This is a genomic window from Aeromonas salmonicida subsp. salmonicida (assembly GCF_001643305.1).
GTDB classification, from domain to species: Bacteria; Pseudomonadota; Gammaproteobacteria; order Enterobacterales; family Aeromonadaceae; genus Aeromonas; species Aeromonas salmonicida.
The window spans coordinates 1-21399 of the sequence record NZ_LSGW01000007.1 but is presented as its reverse complement, the minus strand read 5'-3'; the positions used below and the strand labels follow the sequence as shown (position 1 = coordinate 21399).

The window sequence follows — 21399 nt, the reverse complement described above, 5'->3', positions numbered from 1 at the left end:
ACGGGTCATAACACCTCCAATAGTTGCCTCATTTTAAGGATGTGAGGTGGCTATGGAACTGGAGGCGATTCAGTCTTATTGAATGACACTTCCAAAGCGCCAATAATCTGACCTGATAAGGTAGCCTTTCTAAAACACATACCGACAAACTCAGAGTCAATATCATTGATATATCGATATAGCTTATCAACTGCATCATGCGTTAATAAATCATCACTATCAACAATGAGGATCCAATCACCTGATGCTCGTGATATAGCTGTATTTATAGTACGATGCTTACCACCATTTTTTTGATAATGATAGTTAACTTTAAAATCAGCACTTCCTATACATCTTGAAATAAAATCAAACGTGTGATCTGTACTACCATCATCAATTATCAATTATCAACCATTCAAAACAACGTATATTTTGCTGACACAAACTTCCATATAACCTTGGCAGAAAATATGCTCTATTATAAGTCGGTGTTACTATTGTAATCATCCAGCCCCCGGACACACTGCCCCGAATAGGTATAAGTGAAACATAATAATATAGTAGTAATCATCATCAAAAGAGCATTGATCACGTAAACTATATATATTTCACCAGAACGAAAAACACTCAAAAGCACCCAGTAATTAAAAAACTAATAATAGAAAGCAATGACCACTTAAAAAGTATTAATATATATTTCCCATCACGATACAATCGTTGCATCAATATACTATCTACTGCCATAAATGACAGTGCAGGCAACATCATTTTCGCCAATGCTGCTGCTGGCTGATAATGTTGACCAAATATCAGTGCAATAATATCGCTCAGCCATACCCATCCCAGTAATTGCAAGAAGAACGTGAAGAGTAAAATATATAAAATGACTGTTCGGATATTTTTAACTTTTCGTCCATATAACATTATCGGTGCGATCGACTGTACAACTATACTTATTATGAGCACCGCTTGTTCAAGAATTTGATTAGCAACACCATACATAGCCAGTTCTTCAAACCCCAAATAATACTCAACAAACAGACGGTCTAGTCGCATGTATATAAGCATCAAGATCAATGGTATCCAAAGCATGATACCTCTCTTCAGCATTATAAGAGATACCGTCTTATGCCAATCCCAGATACCACCTCGAGATATGATTAAAAAACACAATGTAATAGCTAAAAACAATGCTTCTATCACTCTAGTTGAGTAAATGACAAGAGTGGATGAAATTGAAAGGGCTATAAACACCAAAAGAACTCTTAATAATAAGACAGAGAGACGTATAGCAACAACCACTCCAATTTTTGTTTGTGCCTGATAAAAGTTTGCAATAACTGAAAATGGCTCATTGAAAATGACCGCACATGTCAATAACGTTAGCATTAACTTTATATCTTGATCTTCAACAAAAAAAATGCATAAAAATTCCGATGAAAAAAGCAAGAAATGCTGATGAAAAGCGCAATATAAATACTGAAGTTAATATCTTCCAATGCAAACGTAGATAACGCACTAACGCCGGAACTACAACTTCAGAACCAGCAATCAAAGCAAAAGATGAAAATAAAATTGTTAAATTTATAGAATAGAGCCATTTGCCGTAAAGAGAGATACCAAGCAAGTGGCTTATGACTCCTTCACAAAAAAAAACCAGACCTACAGCTACAGCCTTTTCAAATAACAAAAAAACAATATTGACAATAATTGCAGCATGGTTTTTATAAAATGCCAAAGCTTGGACTAATAACATTCAGGTTGTCTCATCATGGCGGCTCAGTTATTAGCCAATAAGAAATCCACATTATGTACAGATAACTTAACAACATTATTTGTTTCTGTCTGTTGCTGTTTTGCAAGCCACACTAGATCACATATTCCATCTTTAGGTTCAAACGCAGCAGGCGCATGCATCAGAATGTCACGTACTTGCTGTTGATCAAAACGGTGACAGGCATCATCCAGCGAAGCCAGCAAGGGCCGCAGTCGCAACCAGGGCAGCCAGCTCTCTTGTGCCACCATAATCCGAGGATGGTCGGTTCCTCTGGCATCATCGCCAATCAGTAACTCTTCATAGAGCTTTTCCCCTGGTCGTAGGCCGGTCACTTCAATGGCAATATCACCATCAGGCCGCAGCTCATCACGCAATGTCAGGCCGCTCAGGCGTATCATGCGTTTGGCCAGATCGATGATCCGTACCGGTTGCCCCATATCGAGTACGAAAACGTCTCCCCCCTCCCCCATGGCACCCGCCTGGATCACCAGCTGCGCCGCCTCCGGTATCGTCATAAAGTAGCGAATGATATCGGGATGAGTCAGGGTAATCGGCCCTCCTTTATCTATCTGCTGTCTGAATAACGGCACCACTGAGCCGGACGAACCGAGCACATTGCCAAAGCGCACCATACAAAAACGGGTGTTGTGCTTCTCGCGGGTCAAGGCTTGCAAGATCAGCTCAGCCAGACGCTTGCTTGCCCCCATGGTGTTGGTTGGCCGCACGGCTTTATCGGTAGAGATGAGCACAAATGTTTCCACACCAGCCTCAATGGCAGCTTGCGCAGCATAAAGAGTTCCAAATACGTTGTTACGCACCCCTTCAATGATGTTGAACTCAACCAGCGGAACATGTTTGTAAGCTGCGGTATGGTAGACGGTCTGGATCCGAAAGCTCTGCATCACAGTCTTGAGGCGATGCTGGCGCTGTACTGAACCCAGTAACGGCACCAGATCCGTTTCGATTCCTTCACGCTGACACTGTTCACGCAGGTTCTTGTGCAAGACATAGAGGGCGTACTCAGATAGTTCGAACAGTACCAGGGCGGATGGTCGGCACCGCAAGATCTGGCGACAGAGCTCAGAACCAATGGAGCCACCGGCACCGGTAATCATGACCGCTTTACCTGTGATATTTGCTTCCATCAGTTTGGTCACCGGCTCTACTGGATCTCTGCCCAATAGATCATCAATGGAGACCTCATTGAGCTGATCAATGCGTGCAGTGCCATTGACCAGATCGGCCATTCCCGGGATAGAAAGGACTTCGCAAGTAAGCGGCTCAAGCGCATTAATCACCTCCTGACGACGTGCCCTGGTACTGCTCGGCATGGCCAATAAGATCTTCTGTACGCCATAATGATCAATCAGGGTAGGTAGCTGAGCGCTGTGGTAAACAGTACATCCTTGGATCACGCATCCCTGTTTTGTAGAATCATCATCTACAAAGGCGACTGGATAAAATTCATTGCCTTGCAACAAAGCCATTTGCAACTGGCGCCCAGAAGAGCCCGCACCGTAGATCAATACCTGAGTACGCGCCAGACGGGTGGTATTGAGCAGCGCCCGGAAAAACAACCGCACACCACCGACCAGTATCACGAGAAAGGAGAGATAGATAACCGATACCGTTCTAGGCAGGAAGATATCGAAGTAAAACGCAGAAATAACAAAGAAGCAGGTTGAAAGAAATGCCCCCAGCGAGATTGTCCAGAGCACACGAAAGCTGACATATCGTAACACTGCACGATAAAGACCCAGACGCACAAACAAACTGATACTGACGATGATAATTGCGCCGAGCAGTGCCCAGTGATGAGGGCTATGGATTGGCCAACCATGTTCAAGCCTTATCCAGTAAGCCCCCCAATAGGTCATTGTGATCAGGATCATATCAACGGCGACAGATACGGCACGCTTGCTGGCACGTGAGAGGGAACCTAGGCAGGTCAGTATCCAGCTACCGCCGGGTAAAAGTTCATCTCTCATTCTGGTACTCCTGCATTCAGGTGATACGCAAGAAAAGCTAACGGCAAGTAGGCAATGACCAGACCGATCACACCATCGAGCAGGCCCAATACAATCATGACAGCGATCGGCGCAAGCCAGAGGCTATTTATAAGAAGCACAGCCAATGTCACGTTTCGATGGCTCTGCCAGCGTCTCGCCAGATATTGATAGCCATGAGTACGATGAGCCTCGCTCAGACGACACTTCAGACGATAGCGATTCAGCAATGTCCAGGTAGCATCAACCACAAATACCCCGAGCATGACGAGCCATGCCCACAGGAATTGAGGGGAAGAAGCGGCATCCAGCAACATCAGAGAAGCCAGCATCAAGCCAAGAAAACCACTGCCACCATCCCCCATAAAGATCCTGGCCGGCGGAAAATTCCAGCACAAGAATCCCGCAGCGGAGATCCCCAGTAACAGGGTCAAGCCAGCAGACGACAACTCCCCCCCAACCAGATAATGAAATAATGCTATAAAAAGGCAGACGACAACGCCCTCAACTGCCGCCAAGCCATCAATACCATCCATAAAGTTGTACAGATTGATAAACCAGATCACCCCCAGCCAGGCCAGTAGGTAACCAAACCAGGCGAGATCCAGCTGCCAGCCCAAAAAGGTCAGTTCAGGCAAACCATCCACAGCAGATACCACCAAGGCCGCCACAATACTCTGCACAATCAGACGGGTTCGAGGCTTAAGAGAGATGTGGTCATCCATAAAACCAACCAGTGCAACCCCCAAAGCCGCAGCCCATATCAATGCGAAACTGCTCTGGGATATGCCATATGGCAGTGGGATCAGGGCAACGAACAAAGGGGCAGCCAACAGAAAGGTAGTTACAATGGCCATTCCACCGCCTCTCGGGGTAGGCACCTGATGCGAACTGCGATGATTGGGTTGGTCAAGCAAGCGGGTCTCGGCGTAACGCCTAAGCAAGCCTGTCATGGTGATTGAGAAAAACAGACAAAAAATCAACAACAAAACAAATACCAACATCAAGACGACTCACTATGGGAAGATGCCATCAGAGATAGGATCTGAGAGAGCGAATAGGGTGCCGACCATTGTAATCGCCTCTGAGCCTTACCGGTATCCATTTCCAGAGAGCCATAAATCCGTTGCAGCTTGGCATCAATACCCAAACAGCGGCCAAGCAATCTTATCACCCCTGGTGGGAGATAAAACAGCCGACAGGCAACACCTTCTGCATCAGCAATCGCCGTCAACAACTGCGATGTCGACACCGCGACCGGATCTGCAACCAGAAAAACCTGGTTCATTGCGGCAGTGTGTTCCATCGCATTGGCAATGAAGTCACACAGATTAGGCAACGCCAACAGGCTGCGTGCATTGTTCAAGCGGGCAAAAGGTAGCGGAACTCCTGTGCGCACCCACATCATCATGCTGGCAAAATTAGCCTTCACCCCTCTCCCATATATAAGAGGGGGACGGATGATAGTAACTGCCATGTCGCATTCTTTAGCTAGTGCCATAAGCCCCTCCTCCGCCTCATACTTCGAGCGTCCATAGGGATCTTCTGGCGGACTCTGCACATCCTCATCAAATGGCTTACCTGGCTCGGTATGCTCGCCATTCACTTTGATCGAGCTGATGAAGATGAAACGCTTTACCCCTGCGTCAGCCGCCTGCCTAGCAAGACTGAGGGTGCCTTCAGTATTCACCGCTCGAAAAGCCGCCAGGGGATCTGTCGCTGTATCAGACATCACATGTACCCTGGCTGCACAGTGAACAACTACATCCACCTGTTGCAATAGATCTGTCCAATTAGCTTCAGCGGTTAAAGAAGGGGTTTGGACTTGGTAAGATGCTAGCGGATTACCACGCACAGCACCTTTAACATCCGCCCCCAAGCCAAGCAGGTGTTCACAGACCGCCTTACCAACAAACCCGTTGGCACCAGTGACAAAAACAGTACTCTTGATATCTATCATTACCACCAACGCCAACCGTGAATATTGAAGAAAGTTACCATGGAACGGCCAAACATCCAGATATGACGCCAACCTTTGCGGGACGCATTGCCACCACGATGGACAACTTTAACTTGAGGTACATAGGCAATCCTGCTAATTTTCCCTGCACGTAAACTGATATCAAAATCTTCAAAATAGAGGAAAAAACGAGGTTCAAATCCCGCTAGCTGTTGCAGAACATCTGTGCGGAATAGCATGAAGCAACCACTAACGATCGGCGGGTCCCAAAATACATCTATTGAGTTTATTTTATCAGCCAGCTCATAATGAGCGAGTCGACTATGGAATTTTTTTTTGAATCTCTCAGGAGCAAAACCACGAAGAAACAAATCAAATACGGTCGGATAACGCTTACAAAGCCGCTGCAGCTCACCACCTGGCCAAGTAGCATAAGGTGCTAATAAGCCACATTCAGGGTGCTGAGTCATAAAGTACAATGCATTAACTAATGCATCTCTATTGGGTTCCAGATCAGGATTTAATATAAGATGATATTTAGCTCCATTATTCAACGCCAGATTATGAGCTATGCCAAACCCTGAGTTAGTGCGCGACTGAATAAACGAATAGGAATATGGCCAATACTTTCTAAGCCACATAGAGTCAATACTTTCTGATAAACTCGTGGAGTTATCAATCACAATGAGGTGAACATCAACATTAGCCTCAGCAACAGCATTCGCAGTACTGGTAAGACAATAAGACAGCGATATTTTATCTGGATGATATATTACCATACTGATCGTCATCATAGCTGACCCCCTTTCATTTTCAAAATCTGATGAACTTATGTTGCAAACGACAACCGAATACTTCGTTAACACAACTATGTGTACAGCAATTATCTATAGCAATATAAAGTGGAGTTTGATATGAGTTTTCAACACCTGTAAACAGAAAAACAGCCCCCCTCCTGCTGCACTAAGTAGTTCTCTAGGGTCTATCTTTCACTTTCAGAAGTAGACTCGTCAATACACACTCAATAAATCCCCCTCCTTACTAACTCTCTATCGACTATAAATAGTGATATCAATCATAGTTATTTTCAAATCAGAATAAATAAGTGTAATAACTATCTCGTCAATGCTTAGGTCACATTCAATACGATCTCTATCAGTAAAACTAAGACCACCTTTGAGAGAATAACTGCTCTTGTTACCATCAAGAGCAAAGTTATGAGCTCCCGAATATAACAACTTCTCTTCAACCATATTAGTAATTGTTGACTTATTTGAGTCAGCAATCCGTAGTCTACAAATTTTTATATCTTTTCTTTAAATTAAAAATGGAGTAATTTTACCATGCAACATTACCGTTTACCTATTCCTAGAATGGAAAAAACATAGGAATAGAAAAAAAGAGAACAGAAATATAAAAAATAGATAGTGGCAATCCCATTTTAACATAATCTAATATGCAATACTCCCCTGCACGCAATGCCATAAGATTAGTCTGATATGAAAATGGGTTAATAAAACTACAACTGGCAGCATAAGCTACCGCCATTACAAACGGCATTGCAGATACACCCATTCCTTTTGCCAAAGCAAGTGCTATAGGTGTCATCATCGCGGCTGTAGCATTATTGGTTACTAACTCTGTCACAAGCCAAGTAACTATTAACAGTATTAATAAAGATAATCTTGGAGAAATATCAGCCAAGTTATAACTGATTATTCTCGAAAAACTTGCCATTAAACCACTACTCTCCATTGCCTTTGCTAGGGCCAAGGCTGCCATCACAATTAGCCATAAACCAAGTGGAAAACGTCGCCTAATTTCATTTAGACTCAAGGCCCCACTTAATAACAGTCCGGAGAAATAACAAACCATTGCTTTAAATAGAGAAACTACTCCGAGTGCCGATAATCCAACGGATAGTATAAAACCCATAATCATTAACCATTCGACTAGTGGTGTTAATACAACTGATGGCTTTGCTCCTTTAATAATAATGAAATTTTTTGACAAGTTACTCCGGCCAGAAAAATCAGGACCTGTAGCCAAAATAATAAAGTCGCCGGCAGTTAGCACTTGCTCACCTAATGAACCTGAAAGCGCAAGACCATCTCGCTTGATCGCAATCACTGCTGCATCAAATTTAGCACGAAAATCAGAGTCTCTTAACTTCCCCCCACAAAGAGGAGAATCTGGTAACAATAATACCTCTGTCAATTGCTTGTCACTAATCCCTTGACGGCGAGCATAACTAACTAATCCGGGAAAACGCCCAAGCATACCAATCGCAGTAGGTTCACCAGAAAATAGCAACCGATCCCCTGCGACCAATATAGTAGCTGGTGACACCGGGCATATAGTTCTATCTTTACGTACTATTTCAACTAAAAATAACTGGCTTAGGTGACGTAATCCTGCTTGAGCAATAGTCTTACCAACCAAGGTAGATGATTTCGCTAGACGAGCTTCAACTAAATAATGTTCTTCTTCTCCTTTAACATATAAAGGTCTGGAGGGTAGTAAGTTTCTTGCTAACCACAGCCACCCCAACCAAGGCAGCAATCGCACCAACGGGTAAAAAATCAAGAAGCTCGAGTGTAGGTAAACCTACCTCAATCACCATAGTATTGACTATAAGGTTAGTCGATGTCCCAACCAACGTGAGCATTCCCCCCATAGATACTGCATAAGTCATCGGTAAAATCAAACGTCGTGTAGGATGCCGCCTAGCTTCTCGCAAAGGACCGATGAGCATTGAAACAACCGCTGTATTATTTAACAATGAAGAGCTCAGAATACTGCACATCATCACCCTCCACCAGCTCTTGTTAAAATCAGCAGAGAGCATCCATGCGGCAAACCGTTGGAGTAATATAGTCCGCTCCAATACAAATGCTGCACATATCAATAATACCAACGTCATTAAACCACTATTTGATGCACTGGCAAGTAATGCTTCATTAGTGATAAAACCAGGTAAGTAGAGTGCTAGCAAAGTTATACCAAAGATAGGTTCAGCTTTGCCTTGCCACTTAGCTAATGCTACTAATGAAATGATGAACGTTGCAAGTACATACCAAGCAGAAAAGGTCATATCAGGTCCATAATATCTTTAGCTCACTAAACATGTGCTATCTTTACAAGAATCATACTAAATAACCTAAAATATCGTAAGTTAGATATGACTAATGTAATACGCGGGCGATAAGTGTACTTTCACCATCGTCAACACTATCCAGAGGTAAGAAAACGTAATTATAGATTTACCTTATTAGCAGCAAAAATATAACATATCGATTTTTAACACATGAACATTATCCCTCAATTATCTTTCTCTCGATAAAGGCAACCTGAAGTACTTCTGCAATAGTATAGGGTAAGAGTGCCGACTTCCAATCCAATAGTCCTCATCAGCGGATAGCAATTTATTGTATAAGCGTATTTTATTCAGCTGAGGTGAGCCCACCAAGCAGCAACGTTTTTCACGAGACATAATAGCATCTCGCGATACTCCCCACGGGTATCCACATACATGGCAGGAAATAGTGCTTAGATAAAAACCTTTACAAAAAAGCTTAGTAAAAATAAAGAGCCCTTACAATAGGTTAGAAGAGGATGCTTAATCTTGGTAAAGCCCCTCCCCCCCCCCCCCAAAAAAAACAAGTAATTAACTCAACTTCAAGTTATTATAATTTTTTCATTCTTCCTACTTAATAAATTTTTACTAAAATGCATTATCGGTTTCTCAAAAAAATGCCAAGAAATATAAGAAAAAAACACCACCCCTAACAAAATAAATATAAAATAAAAGTAAAAGTTGTTACTAAAAAAGTGAAAACTGAGCTGTGACATCGGGTATGCATACAAGTAAATCCCATAGGAATAATCATTACTTAGTCTAAGCCTATTACCCTTAAACAGAAAGCCCAACGACAACAGCATGTAACAAAATAAAAATAAACTAATGAGTCTATAATCCAGTAGATATGTAGTCCATGCCAATATCAAACTAGTTAGCAATGACCTTCTATCTATTGGTAACCAGTCTTTGTTAATATAGAGTGCTGAACCGATTAGAAATGCCAAAAATAAGGCGTGAGAGCTACTTAGGGGAATAAGTAAATTGTAAAAACTTGGATATTCTACATAAGTATATAGAATAACACAAACTATAGTATTGAACCTTACTTTATTGGAAAACCACCCTAATGCAAAAAATAAAAAAACTAAGACATAAGCTTGTAACTCTACAGGTAATGTCCATAACGACCCATTCACAGCTTGATCAGGGTGTGCATCAAAAACTATAGGCATGGTGAATTCCAAACCCCAAAGTAAACTAGTATTTATATATATATATGAAACACTTTCTAAAGAAAAAACAAAATCAAACCAACTTCGGTCCACTAAAACCCATGGTAAAATCAATGTGATTGTAAATAAATTACAAAAAAATAATGCAGGAAAAATTCTGGCACATCTCGCAACGATAAACTCAAGAGGTGTTCGTTCCACCACACTTTTCGAGATAAAGAAGCCACTGATACAGAAAAACATGTAAACGGCTATAGTTCCACTATATATACCTGTAATAGCAGTTAAAGGATCAGCACCAAGCCCAAATATATGATAAGAATGTGCGTATAAAACCAACAGTGCTGCAAATAATCGAATTAAATCGAATGAGTTTTTTCTGTCATCAATATAGTCAGTTATTTTTTTCATAAATATAACCACTTTTTTCCATTTTAAGGATACTGCAATCCCCATTCAAATAATCATTATCTTTAATTTTATCGTCATATAGACGAATCTTATTTCCTGATATATCGATGCCATTTATTTCATTAATGTTATATAACGCTCTCATAGCAATCCATACTGGGGTGCCTACCTCTGCATAAATTAAATAGCATCTATCTACAACTTTATTATTCTCACCAACACTTTCTTTTATTATTGAATATATAGAGGTATACATTTTATTCTGAAAAGACCCTGTTTTTATGAAGTTCATTTGAACATTAACAGAATGAATAAATATTAATAATAATAAAGCACAAGAGAAGTATTTATACCCCCCACCTCTTTTAAGTAAGAGAGAAAATGATATGGCCATGGTGAAGCCAGCACCATACATATAATGTGGCAAACTTGTTGATAAAATCAACATTGGAACTGATGTGACAAAATACAACGATAGATAGTAAAAATAACCTATGAAACGCTTCTCGCACAACAGGATAATAAATAAACAATGAAACAAAAATGCCAGTGCCAAATTTAACTTAGAATAAGTCGACAGCATTCCATGAATTTCAATATCACCCCAAAGAAAAGGGTATATAAAGTACTCTAAAAGTCGTTCTGGAATATTATAAATAGATGTATTATAACCAGAAATGTCTTTTGAAAATAAGAACTGATATCTCAAATATATATATATAATGAAAATAGCTGAAATACTAAAAAAGTATGCAAGTGTACGCTTGCTACTAAAGCGCTCATACACAAGATAAATAAATACAATCCCGGGGTAAACGACTGCCGTCTCTTTGAACATTAATGCCATAATAAATAGCAACAAAGAAGAAAAATATCCTATCACGCCTCTAAAAATAATATATGTTAAAAATGATATCAAACAAAAGAATAACCAAGCTATATCAGCAATCGTACCTATCCAACCATTAACAAATACTATGCTAGGCATAATAGTACTAACTATAGCGGCGATCAATGCTGAGCTTCGCTCAAAATCCAATCGGATCAGTACTAAATAAAAAATTATTGAATTAGCTAACCCCCAAGATAATATAATAAGATGAAAGAGTTGTGGAAAATCAAAAAAATAATGAGATAAAAGTAACCATAGATTAAAGTTAAGAGGACGATAATGAAAATCATCATAAGATAAAACATGCGAGAAATTAAAGTTATTTGAGCCAATAGCTTTTAAGCCCCAAGATATTTCATCATGACTGAAATACCCTGGATTCATAATAATACCTAGGCTAAAAAAAATACCTATAATAAAGATTATACATGATGCCCTGGCATCAGATGAAAAATCAAATTTCATTAAAAACTCCCTTAAGACGGGTAGACCAAGTATGAATTATAGCATCGCCACTATTATGAAAATAAATACAGTTATTAGCTTCATCTATATCACATTGCTGACCAAGGGACTTGCACATCTCAAAATGCCAGTTCATCTCACCAAATATTGTTGAGATTATATCTAAACCTGCAGCTTGATATTCATAAAACTTTACTGGATCAACGTACTTTGTAATTTCATTATCTTTAAAAGGTATGATCGCAGTCGAGTAAGATTCTAATAGTTCCTTCACATTACCATGGGGTATAGGATCAAACAATACTACATTATTTGGTAAAGCTGGCACTCTTGTTTTAATTGGGCCATACATAGCAATTATTTTACTTTTATTTTCATTCGCTAACTTTATAATCCAAGTCCAATCGATCCAGCTTGCTATTGTGCCAATATATAAAAAGCCATCGTTAGCTGGTTTACCTTCCCTTATTGACTCGATATAAGGAGCCGTAGCATTTTGTATAACCAATACCGAATTATTTTTTGAAAATTTTTCAGCTAATCGATAACTAGAGCAAGTTAATTTATTTGAATACGATACGACTTCATTCTCTAACTGTTGCATTCTAATTTTAGAAAGAGAGTTATAAAATGCTGGATAGTTATCCATTACATCAAACCAGATAGTATTCCATCGTAATTTCTTGATCAGGGAGAGTGCTAACCGGCTCGGTTTTCCAAAAACCAAAATACAGTCATCACAATCTATAAAATCAATGATACGCTGGAGTGTTTTTGACAATGAAAGATAGTTAACAACATCAAAAAATAATCCAAATGGCTCAATAGGAATAATTACGCCGGTATTCAAAACCTGTAAGCCTGCAAGTGCGGTAATCCCTGTAGGCTCAGCCGTATGTCGCCCAGGAATAAAATCCTGGAGTCCAGGTAAACGGCCTGGGTATGGATCAACCCAAAGCACCTCATTAAATTTTTGTTTTAACGCTTCTTGCACGAAGAAGTGGGGCCGCTGACTGATACTCAGCCAGGGCACCGGTGAAAGATAAACCATCTTCATGCTAATGAAGACCCAAAGTAATCACGGACTATTTTTACTATACGTTCACTTGCATGACCATCACCGTAAGGTGAAGAACCTTTAGCCATATTTTCATATTCAATCGGATCATCCAACAGCTGAGACACCTCTCTAAAAATATCCTCTTTCTCCGTTCCAACTAATTTAACGCCCCCTTCAGTCACCGCCTCTGGCCGCTCAGTATCCTGCCGTAATACAAGTACAGGCTTACCCAGAGCAGGAGCTTCTTCTTGAACACCGCCCGAATCAGTCAAGATAATATATGCTCTCTTCATTGCAGTAACAAATGGACCATAATCAAAAGGTGGTACCAACTTAATCCGATCATGATTTATAAGATACTGTTCTGTCACCATCCTAATATTAGGATTAGGATGTACAGGAAATACAATTACAATGTCAGAATACTTCTCTACCAGTGCCAATATTGACTGACAGATATTAATTATTGGCTGACCAAAGTTCTCTCTACGATGCGATGTTACCAATACTACTCTTTTATCATCAGGTAATTGAACACCCAAAGAGAAATCTTTTTTTGCGGTTTCAAGTAAAGCATCAATTACTGTATTTCCTGTAACGAATATTGACTTGGGATTCATCCCCTCATTCAATAAGTTTTGCTGAGAAATTTGCGTAGGTGCGAAATGTAATGCAGCTAAATTCCCTGCTAATATTCGATTAGCTTCTTCAGGAAACGGCGAATATAAATCATGTGTACGTAAGCCAGCTTCAAGATGAGCAAAGGGGACTTTTCTATAAAAACAGGCCAGTGCTGTAACGAACACTGTTGTTGTATCACCTTGAGCAATGACCATATCTGGTTTTGCTTCAGAAAGAGTCTGGTCAATGCTAACCATTAATTTAGCGGTCAATTCTGGCAAAGTTTGCCCAGGAGTCATAACGTTAAGATCATAATCAGCATGAATATCAAAAAGAGTAAAGGCTTGATCAAGTAGATCACGATGCTGAGCAGTCGCAAGTACTGATACTAAAAAATCATCAGCCTTTTGAAAAGCTTTAATAACCGGAGCCATTTTGATCGCTTCAGGTCGAGTACCTATTACACACATAATCTTCTTTTTCATACAACCCTCGATTAATGCACACCTGGACGATATTTATGAGGAACCCAAGCCCCCCATTTTTTCTCATATATCACTTTGTTTTTTTCAAATAGCGCCTGCTTAACTTCTACTTTAAGTTTATCAAAACTTGCCGAAAGATGATGATGAACAAAAACATCTTCAACAACAGCAATCTGATAACCAGCAGCCCTCACTCTGTTGCAATAATCATCATCCTCAAAGAATCCAACACCAAACGCCTCCTCCATAAGACCAACGTCTTCATATACCTTACGCGAAAACATCACGCAGAAGAAAGCAGCACAATCCACTAGATATAATTTACCTATGTGCTGATAAGTATATTTACGAGCCATGACTGCCATCTCTAGCATATCGTTATAGTTGATATTTATCTTCGCTTCATTACCAATATTATTAGTCACGGGCCCAACTAAGCCTAATTCAGGATTACGTTTAAGAGCCCTAATCAACCCATCTAACCATCCTTCGGTTACATAAGTATCATTATTCAGAATGACCAAGTAATCTCCAGTAGCAATCTTCAAACCTACATTATTACCAGCAGAAAAGCCAAGATTTTTATCATTCAAACAGACAGTAACATTCCCTTTACTTTCTGCATATTCCCTCAAAAACTCGGGAGTATTATCAGATGAAGCATTGTCGACAATAATCAACTCCAGATTTGGATAATGAGTGAATCTTTCAATACTATCAAGACAGGCTTTCGTCATATCCAAATTATTATAGGTCAACACAATAACACTAACTTTTGGTGTGATTTCTGATACTAAATGTGAAAGCTGATATGCACGGCTAGCCCAGTCATGCTGCTTCGCCCAGTCACTACGCTCTTGAGATAAGGCCTCATTACCCACCTCCTTCATTGCCAAATCGAGTTTGGTGATGAAGTCCTCTGAAGAATGAGCAATATGTAGCAGCTCCTCAATAAGCTGCACCTCGGGCATTGCCGTTGCAACGACTGGCTTACCTGCGGCCAAATACTCATAAACCTTAACAGGATTTGTGCACATTGTGAGCTCAACGAGCTTGAAAGGAATGGTGCAAATATCAAATGCGTTCAAATAACCCAGCAGGTCACTATATGGAACTTCTCCTATAAAGTGAATATTCTCAATTTTCTCAGCATTTTTTGTATCACACCCAAAGGTATTACCTACCAACACAAAATCCCATTGAGGATAATTTTTTGCAGCAGTTATAACTAGATCAATATCAAACCACTCAGAAATAGCACCATAATATCCAACGACTGGTCTATCAGAGTGATACAAATATTGCTCTGTTTTTTTAGAGAAAAAACTCACCTCGGCAGCATTACGAACAACAGTATTTTCACGCTCACGTGAAATATGCTCAGACAATCTTGCTGCTGTTGTAATAACCAAATCTGCAGAGTGTAATAATTTACATTCTTGCTGATGCATTTCCTCACTATTAGTAGAAAATCCTGCATGATGATCCATGCAATCATAAACTAATTGACAAGCAGGTATAGCAGCTGCAACTAAATGCCAGAATGGTAAATCAATTAATGCAACTGAGCGTTTAATATTGAGCTGCTGACGTAGGACCTCCACAGACTGATATAGATTTTTAAGTACTCTACTATCCGGCAATGTTTGATAAATAATTGGATGTATACCAGCTAAATTCAGTTGACAAATAAATACATTCGGAGCTGGATTATCTTGTAAAACAAACCCTGGTTGTTTTGAGTGATGAAAAGTAGTGGTTAAATAAAACACCCGATGACCAAGTGCTGCAAGCTCTCTTGCCAAGTGCTGTGGACGCTGGATCCTAAAAGCCCAATCAATAACAGGGAAAACGATAATATCGAGGCCATTAGTAGGCGCGTGACGGGCAACATTCACTAGTGGACTAGGTTGAAAATCAGCCGTATCTGGTACTATGTTTTCTGAATACACAGGCATAGCAGCAGGTGACATTACAGGTTTATTCAACAAGCAATTATCAAGCAAAGCCTTAATGCGCTGTGCTATGAATGTCGGTATTAATGTTAAAAAAGGTCTTATTATTGGCTTTGTTCGGCGATACAGGGCCGCTATATAGCGTTTTGCTAGGCGCCTCTTCCAGAACACTGATGCATATAGATGTTGCAGCTCAGCCGTTTGTGCTGTAGCCAACTGTTGAAGTTGCGACTTCTGCTCAGTAATCAGATGGTCTTGTTTGCCAAGGGTAAGTTCCAACTCCGCAATTTTATCTGAATAGTCTGACTGTAGCTCAGCTAACTGTTGCTGCAGCTCTAGATGTAGATGGCTATAGTTTTTCTGCTGCTCTGCAAGATGCGTTGATAACTGCTTCAGCCAGCGTGCATGCTCACGTTGAGCCTCATCTCTTACTAAAACAGTAGCATCGAGTCGATTAATTTCACCTCTAAGCTGCTTATTATACTCGGATATTTCTGCATCGATGCGAACGATCTGGCTATTCAGATCGAATAGTGTTTGTTCGTGTCGTTCTCCCAATTGATGCCATGTCTTGCTATTATGAAGCCCATCAATATAACGCGCATCTTCACGCATTGCCTGTGTCAATGCAGAAAATGCAGGTAAGCAGGGATCAAGTATTGCAGCTGTACGGTTACTGATCTGCTCTAATGAACAAATTTGGCGATAACAATATTCTGCTAAATCACAGAGTGGGCTATCTCCTGCTATAGCGCCATGATTTAGCTCTCTATCCAGAAATTCACTTACAAACTCTGTAAGTTTATGAACATCACACGGACGTTCAAGATAGGTAGACATACGCATAAGCTGCTCGGCAGGAGCAGATAGCAAAGCGGAGTAGTCAACTACTAATGCAGAATTATTGCTACCTAGTCCATTCACGATATCGAACAAATGACGTAGCCAAAGTGCTGCTGAGTAACCAGGATAAAACTGGTTGCGAGTCAACAGCGACTGCATAACGCCACCGGGCTCGCGTAAACTAACGACATAGCGAACACGAACATCAAGATCAGACCAGACTGACTGCCAAAAAGGTAACAATCGACAAAGCCGAGGATCTTTTAATGCAAAGCATGAGCAGTCAGCCAGCCTTGCTTGCATCAATAATCTAGCCTGTGCTCTTTTTTGGTGCCAATAAGGGAGATCAAATATCCCCTGAGGGATTTCGGCTAAATCAAACCAACCTATCCCTAGTGAGCCCAATAATCCATCATTAAAAGCAACAATTTCCGCATCTTCCCAGAAACCCTTTGGGTTATCATCTGCTGCTGCAGTTACATAGTTTCCATGCTGTGCACCTAATACAGCTAACGCCTTACTCATCGCGCTCGTTCCGCTGCGGTGCATACCTAGCACGACCCAAAGCTCATTATTTTTCATCTTATTATTAAACCTATATCAAATTACATGGTGATAGTAGAGCACCAGTCCAAAAACATGCTGCAATATATTCATATATGACATTATTACAGTTTAATATTGTAGCGATACAGTAATCTAGCCTTTTCTGGCAAAAAATATATCTTTAGTAGCCACGTTGAGATGCGCTCCGTAAGTGTAGGCTGATAATTACCACTAAATACAGATTCCTGTGCAACCGTGAGCTTATCTATGCCGAGAAAATTCGTCACTTTATCCAAAGTTTCATCATGCAATTGACGAAGTTCACGATTCGTTAGTACTAACACCTGATTGGGCGAAAATAGCGAGAAAATTCTGGCCAACTGCTTACAGTAATGCCCGCGAGTACGATAAGAAAATAATCTATGGGCTGAGCCAACCAGGTACGGGTGATTATCTTTTTTTAAACGACTATTTTCTGCACAAAGAGCAAGAGGATATGGGAGATGTTCATCACCACGACGACGCTCCATATGATATTGTGACAATGCCCGTTCAGCGGGATCACGTAATATGATAATGATTTTTGCATCTTCATTATAATGACTCAGTCTGGCTGGTATCTCGGGCAAGTACATATAAACTGGTGTAGCATCACACCGAACAGGCTGCCCGTGATAAGCCTTCAGAAATGGTTTGTATGCACACTGAATATTATCTATTCCTGCATCCTGTAAGAAAGGATCATCAAAAACATGGGCTTCTTTACCATCTACTATGTAAATATCAGGATGTTTTCCCAAAAAATCAGCTAATGCAGTAGTCCCACCTTTTTGGGTACCAATAATAAAAAGATTAATTTTTTCCATCATAACCAAGCTCATTTCTGGTGGACATTAATGCAAGGTGAAAAATCAATCAGACCTGTAGAATCTACACTTTCACAAATGACTTGAAACATGGCGACATCGACACCACGATGCAAAAATGTGCGTTCTCCATCTATAAGACCAGAACAACCACAATTCAAGAAATAAGTGCCATTTCGTAATGCACATTCAAAATCATACGATACTGTTAGAGAGCTGCCCGCAGCAACATAAGCCAAGCGATGTTCGTGGTTACGCGTTGAGGTTGCTCCGCCAAGATCAACGCCGGAACGAGTTTTAATCATCATACCAAAGCCGACTTCAAAAGCTTCTTGCTCAAAATAGGCTTCAAAGCAATAACGATAGCGTTGACCAGAATTGAGAATATTAACGGCTTCTCCCTCCAAGCTTTCAATGTGTACATCGCTAAGAACGGCACCTTTACTCTCATACCAAACTGTAGACTGAGGCTGAAGGTCTACTGATAAAATACCGGGGGCAGACTTAATTTTGGGCTCCGAGGTAGATTCGTCACTAATATAACTGTCTCCACGGCCAGTCTGGCGCAAGTGATAACGAAAGCGGGCACGCTCATCGCCTTCCATATGGAGCAGCTTGTGATAGTTGTGTACCACTGCTTTGGGCTCCCCTTGAAGCAGCACCTCACCTCGATCCAGTAATACTGCACGGTCACATAACTCAATCACGCTGCCTGCTGCATGGGATACCAGCAGAATCGTTACGCCTTGTGACTGCAACTGCTTTAGCCTGGCATAGCATTTACGTTGAAATGCATCATCTCCCACTGCCAATGCCTCATCAATGATCAATACGTCAGGATCAGTATTGATGATGACTGAAAAAGCGAGGCGTACCATCATCCCAGAGGAGTAGTTTTTAACAGGCTGATCAATAAAATCACCTATGGCAGCGAAAGAAAGGATCCGTTCCAAACGATCATCCATCTCTCGCTGTGACATTCCCAAGATAGCGCCATTAAAAAAAATGTTTTCACGTCCAGTAAATTCAGGGTTAAAACCAGAACCAAGCTCTAACAAGCCCACAACACGCCCTGTACGTGTAATCTGGCCACAATCAGGTTGCATGACTCCTGTGATAAGCTGTAGCAAGGTAGACTTGCCCGCACCATTGTGGCCCACAATGCCTATTGTCTCCCCGCGATATACCGTCAGTTCAATATCACGTAATGCTTGAAAAACCTTGACATCAGCCTTGGGATTGAGTGCATGCCATAGCGCTTGCCAAGGGGAACGATAGATGGGAAATGATTTATTGACACCGCTAACGGCAAGTACAGGCTCGGACATAGATAAATCGCAAGGTAGCTAACGAGGTGAAAGAGTATAACAATAAATGACAACTGAAATAAGGGCTGTGGTCACGAGCAACGGCAGAGCTTGTCTACCTCGCTAAATGAAGAGATTGATGAGTGAGGGAACAAATGAAACTGCTTAGTTTTACATTAATTAAAAAGGGCGCCTCGGCGCCCTTTATCGACTAGATTCGCTCTTACAGAGTGAAATCTACCAGCGGTGCTGTGCCGCGGGTACCATTCTGAATATCCACGCCTTCAGCATTGGATTTCTTAACAGCTACTTCACCCTGATTGGTTTCAACTTCAAACAGGAAGCGAGCCTGACGGCCAGCAGTGATAGAAGCACCAACGTCAGCAGCAACATCAGCAGGCTTCAGAGTCACTGCACCACCGCTTGGCAGGGTAACAGACAGTGCTTTACGGGTAACCAATACAGTACCTTCACCACGACCATTGGCAGCATGATCTGCATATTCAGTGATAGTTACGAAGATCTTGCCACCTTCAGTAGGCAGGATGTTAGATACATCACGAATGTGGATGAGGTTGGCAGAAGTGGTACCAGTAGTAATTGTGTCAAACTTCATACCATCACGGGTGAGGATGAAGAGATCAGCCAGCTCGTCCTTGAAGTAGTTATAGGTAGCTTGGCTATCACCTTGGATTTCAGCCTTAACATTGAAGTTAACAGCAGGAACCGGAACAGTGTTATCTGCAGCAACGTACAGTGTACCAAAAGCAGCCAGAGCATTTTGAACCCCACCGGCCATGTTGCCAGCACCCAAGACAGCTGTAGCAGATTGACCATCAGCAGCAGCTTTCCAACCGATGCTAGCACCAGCTTTGTTTACCAAGTTACCGTTGGCATCTTTCTTGAAGGCAGAAACATCACCAGTCAGGGTCAGGTTAACCTTGTCACGTTGGATGGTCTGGTTAGTAGTAACGTTGGTAATCGCGAAATCAGTAGCAGAAATATTCGCATCACCGATATTAAGTTTCAAGAAACCTTCGGAAACCAGAGCGGTAGCTTTACCAGCGTTAGTCAAACTCAACTGGAACAGCTTACCCAGTTTGAACAGCGGCTTGGTAGCAACCGGATCAGCAGTGTAAGAAGCGTTCCACAGAGCTCCTGCGGTCAGAGCTACTGTACCTTGAGAACCGGAGGTCAGCTTAAAGGCTTGGTTAGCTAAGTTCAGCTTCAGCTCAACCTCTGCATCAGCAAAATTGATTGTCTCTTCTACATCAGAAGCAAGAGCAAGACGCAGACGCTTGCCATTGCTGTCGATAGTGTGAACGATGGTCAGCTGGGTACCGTCGGAAATAATCTTAAAGAACTTCCGAACGTCATTAACTTCACCGCTATTGGCAAAATTACCATGATCATTCGGGTTAACCAGCAGACCGGTAAACGGCCTACGCCAGAAACCGTTGGACAGCCACTGACGGATTTCCGCGTCGTTGAATTGGCCTTCACCTTGGATTTCCAACACAATGAAACCGTTGTTCTTAAGGTCACCAACTTCACTGAAGTTAAGGGTCAGGTTTTGTTGAGCAGTGGAGAAGTCCAGTACCGGCTGCTTAGTTACAGATGCGAGGGAGGTAGTAACGAAAGTGTTGTCGTTCGGGCTAATCACGACATCAGCAAACGCAGGTGCAGCGGAACCGACCACAATGGCAGCTGCAATCAAAGTCTTCTTAAACATACTTTTTTCCTTAAGGAAGTTTATTGATTATATACAAATAGGGTTGAACCTATCCGTTGATCAACCTTCGGTGCACTGTGAGCACCGAACACAAACACCGCTGTTTTCCCGCAAAAAATGGGAAACTACTGATGCTCATGTCCTGTGAGATACAACAGTTGCATATTCCGGCCGATC

At 41.4% G+C, this 21399-nt stretch carries 18 protein-coding genes; all 18 read right to left on the bottom strand.

Going from position 1 to position 21399, the window contains the following annotated elements; translation table 11 throughout:
• Positions 1–50: 50 nt before the first annotated feature.
• Positions 51–386, bottom strand: a complete 336-nt coding sequence (locus AXW79_RS21895; protein ID WP_073531789.1) for a glycosyltransferase — start codon at positions 384–386, stop codon at positions 51–53.
• A gap of 223 nt (positions 387–609) precedes the next feature.
• On the bottom strand, positions 610–1371 hold the full coding sequence (locus AXW79_RS00695; RefSeq protein WP_227534426.1) for a polysaccharide biosynthesis protein: 762 nt from the start codon (positions 1369–1371) through the stop codon (positions 610–612).
• A 19-nt stretch (positions 1372–1390) separates the two neighbouring features.
• The gene (locus tag AXW79_RS22625) at positions 1391–1738 is read right to left on the bottom strand and encodes a hypothetical protein (RefSeq protein ID WP_011898538.1); all 348 of its coding nucleotides are present in this window, start codon (positions 1736–1738) and stop codon (positions 1391–1393) included.
• A 23-nt stretch (positions 1739–1761) separates the two neighbouring features.
• Positions 1762–3747, bottom strand: a complete 1986-nt coding sequence (locus AXW79_RS00690) for a nucleoside-diphosphate sugar epimerase/dehydratase (protein WP_005319033.1) — start codon at positions 3745–3747, stop codon at positions 1762–1764.
• Entirely contained in the window at positions 3744–4769 is a 1026-nt protein-coding gene (locus tag AXW79_RS00685; RefSeq protein WP_005319035.1) for an MraY family glycosyltransferase, read from the bottom strand. The genes AXW79_RS00690 and AXW79_RS00685 overlap by 4 nt, the downstream gene beginning before the upstream one ends.
• On the bottom strand, positions 4769–5725 hold the full coding sequence (locus AXW79_RS00680) for an NAD-dependent epimerase/dehydratase family protein (RefSeq protein ID WP_005319037.1): 957 nt from the start codon (positions 5723–5725) through the stop codon (positions 4769–4771). The genes AXW79_RS00685 and AXW79_RS00680 overlap by 1 nt, the downstream gene beginning before the upstream one ends.
• Positions 5725–6519: a glycosyltransferase family protein gene (locus AXW79_RS21890; RefSeq protein WP_011898536.1), complete on the bottom strand. Its 795-nt coding sequence runs from the start codon at positions 6517–6519 to the stop codon at positions 5725–5727. Before AXW79_RS21890 ends, AXW79_RS00680 begins: the two co-directional genes overlap by 1 nt.
• Before the next feature lie 255 nt (positions 6520–6774).
• A complete protein-coding gene (locus AXW79_RS24080) occupies positions 6775–7011 on the bottom strand; it encodes an adenylyl-sulfate kinase (protein ID WP_225854444.1) in 237 nt (78 codons plus the stop codon).
• 82 nt (positions 7012–7093) lie between these two features.
• Positions 7094–8293 carry an SLC13 family permease gene (locus tag AXW79_RS00675; RefSeq protein ID WP_175562272.1) on the bottom strand — a complete coding sequence of 400 codons (1200 nt, stop codon included), beginning with the start codon at positions 8291–8293 and terminating at the stop codon, positions 7094–7096.
• The gene (locus AXW79_RS21880) at positions 8220–8819 is read right to left on the bottom strand and encodes an SLC13 family permease (RefSeq protein WP_052141170.1); all 600 of its coding nucleotides are present in this window, start codon (positions 8817–8819) and stop codon (positions 8220–8222) included. The genes AXW79_RS00675 and AXW79_RS21880 overlap by 74 nt, the downstream gene beginning before the upstream one ends.
• Positions 8820–9403: 584 nt before the next feature.
• Positions 9404–10495, bottom strand: coding sequence for an acyltransferase family protein (locus AXW79_RS00670; protein WP_227534425.1), 1092 nt, complete (start codon positions 10493–10495; stop codon positions 9404–9406).
• Positions 10434–11807, bottom strand: a complete 1374-nt coding sequence (locus AXW79_RS23505) for a hypothetical protein (RefSeq protein ID WP_011898535.1) — start codon at positions 11805–11807, stop codon at positions 10434–10436. Before AXW79_RS23505 ends, AXW79_RS00670 begins: the two co-directional genes overlap by 62 nt.
• Complete coding sequence (locus AXW79_RS21870; RefSeq protein ID WP_225854228.1) at positions 11797–12801, bottom strand: glycosyltransferase family protein; 1005 nt, start codon at positions 12799–12801, stop codon at positions 11797–11799. The genes AXW79_RS23505 and AXW79_RS21870 overlap by 11 nt, the downstream gene beginning before the upstream one ends.
• Before the next feature lie 59 nt (positions 12802–12860).
• Positions 12861–13973, bottom strand: a complete 1113-nt coding sequence (wecB, locus tag AXW79_RS21865) for a non-hydrolyzing UDP-N-acetylglucosamine 2-epimerase (protein WP_005319051.1) — start codon at positions 13971–13973, stop codon at positions 12861–12863.
• Between the two features lie 11 nt (positions 13974–13984).
• Complete coding sequence (locus AXW79_RS23500; protein WP_227534424.1) at positions 13985–17353, bottom strand: glycosyltransferase; 3369 nt, start codon at positions 17351–17353, stop codon at positions 13985–13987.
• Between the two features lie 86 nt (positions 17354–17439).
• Entirely contained in the window at positions 17440–18186 is a 747-nt protein-coding gene (locus tag AXW79_RS21860) for a sulfotransferase family protein (RefSeq protein ID WP_005319057.1), read from the bottom strand.
• A gap of 8 nt (positions 18187–18194) precedes the next feature.
• Positions 18195–19511: an ABC transporter ATP-binding protein gene (locus tag AXW79_RS00655; RefSeq protein ID WP_011898533.1), complete on the bottom strand. Its 1317-nt coding sequence runs from the start codon at positions 19509–19511 to the stop codon at positions 18195–18197.
• 202 nt (positions 19512–19713) lie between these two features.
• Positions 19714–21222 carry a VapA family S-layer protein gene (locus AXW79_RS00650; protein ID WP_005319063.1) on the bottom strand — a complete coding sequence of 503 codons (1509 nt, stop codon included), beginning with the start codon at positions 21220–21222 and terminating at the stop codon, positions 19714–19716.
• Positions 21223–21399: the final 177 nt, after the last annotated feature.